Genomic DNA, 1,122 nt, shown 5'->3' on the forward strand with positions numbered 1-1,122 from the left:
AGATGTGTATAAGAGACAGGCCGTATCCTGGCCGAGGCCCGCCCGCTCTATGCCGCCTGAGCCGCCCCCACTGCCCGAGCGCGACCTGGCGCTGCTGTGGGACATGAAGCTGGCCGCGCTGGACGCCCAGAGCTTCGTGGAAGGGCTAGACGAGGCCGCCTTCCAGGCCAGCCGCCTGCACCAATCCGCCGTCGTCCGCGCGCTGGAGGTGCTGGGCGAGGCGGCGGGCCGCGTCTCCCGCGAGAGCTGCGCGGCCCTGCCGCATTTGCCCTGGCGCGAGATGACGGGGCTGCGCCACCGGCTGATCCATGGCTATGCCGAGGTGCGGCTGGACCTGGTGTGGAACGTGGTGACGGAGCGGCTGGGGCCGCTGCTGGTCATGCTGGAATCCCTGCTGCCCCCGGAGGAAGGGGCATGAACGCGGCGCGGCTGCTGGCGCTGTATGAGCGCATGGCCGAGGCGCCGGATGCGGTGGCGCGGCTGCGGCGCTTCGTGCTGGACCTCGCGGTGCGGGGGAAGCTCGTTCCGCAGGATGCAGGGGATGAGCCGGCGTCCGAATTGCTGAAGCGGATCGCGCGGGAGAAGGCGCGACTTGTGAAGCTCGGCCAGGTCAAGGCTGAGAGGCCGGTGCCGCCCTCCGGTCGAGCTACATTTCGACTCCCGAGCGGCTGGTCCGAGCCATCGCTTTCGGACATTGCAGTCTGCTTAGACTATCGCCGCAAGCCGATCAACGCGACTGAACGTGAGAAGCGGGTCGAGGGGAAGGAGCATGACGAGCTGTTCCCCTATTACGGCGCCACACAGCAGCAGGGCTGGATCGATGCCTACCTCTTCGATGAGGAGCTCGTCCTACTCGGCGAAGACGGCGTCCCGTTCTTCGATCCCCTGCGGCCGAAGGCATACCTGATTTCTGGGAAGACTTGGGTCAACAATCACGCCCATGTCTTCAAGGGCATCCTGATCTCGAACGCCTTCCTGTTGCATTATCTGAACGTATTCGACTACGCGGGCCGCGTAGCCGGGGCCACGCGCTCGAAGCTCAATCAGGCACGGGCGATGGATATCCCGGTGGCTTTACCACCCCTCGCCGAGCAGCACCGCATCTGTCTCTTATACACATCT

2 protein-coding genes are annotated in these 1,122 nt (G+C 65.8%); both read left to right on the plus strand.

Annotated features, from left to right (window positions below):
* Positions 1 to 49: 49 nt before the first annotated feature.
* Positions 50 to 418: a HepT-like ribonuclease domain-containing protein gene (locus tag ACN4EK_RS32805; RefSeq protein WP_431662640.1), complete on the plus strand. Its 369-nt coding sequence runs from the start codon at positions 50 to 52 to the stop codon at positions 416 to 418.
* On the plus strand, positions 415 to 1,122 hold a 708-nt coding region (locus ACN4EK_RS32810), incomplete at its 3' end, for a restriction endonuclease subunit S (protein WP_431662641.1). The genes ACN4EK_RS32805 and ACN4EK_RS32810, both read left to right, overlap by 4 nt.

Origin of the sequence: Pantanalinema rosaneae CENA516 (assembly GCF_050753385.1) — a bacterium.
GTDB classification, from domain to species: Bacteria; Cyanobacteriota; Cyanobacteriia; order Leptolyngbyales; family Leptolyngbyaceae; genus Pantanalinema; species Pantanalinema rosaneae.

Excerpts from the sequence above, each read along its gene's own strand:
- ACN4EK_RS32805 (WP_431662640.1), top strand. The coding sequence starts at position 50 with ATGCCGCCTGAGCCGCCCCCACTGCCCGAGCGCGACCTGGCGCTGCTG.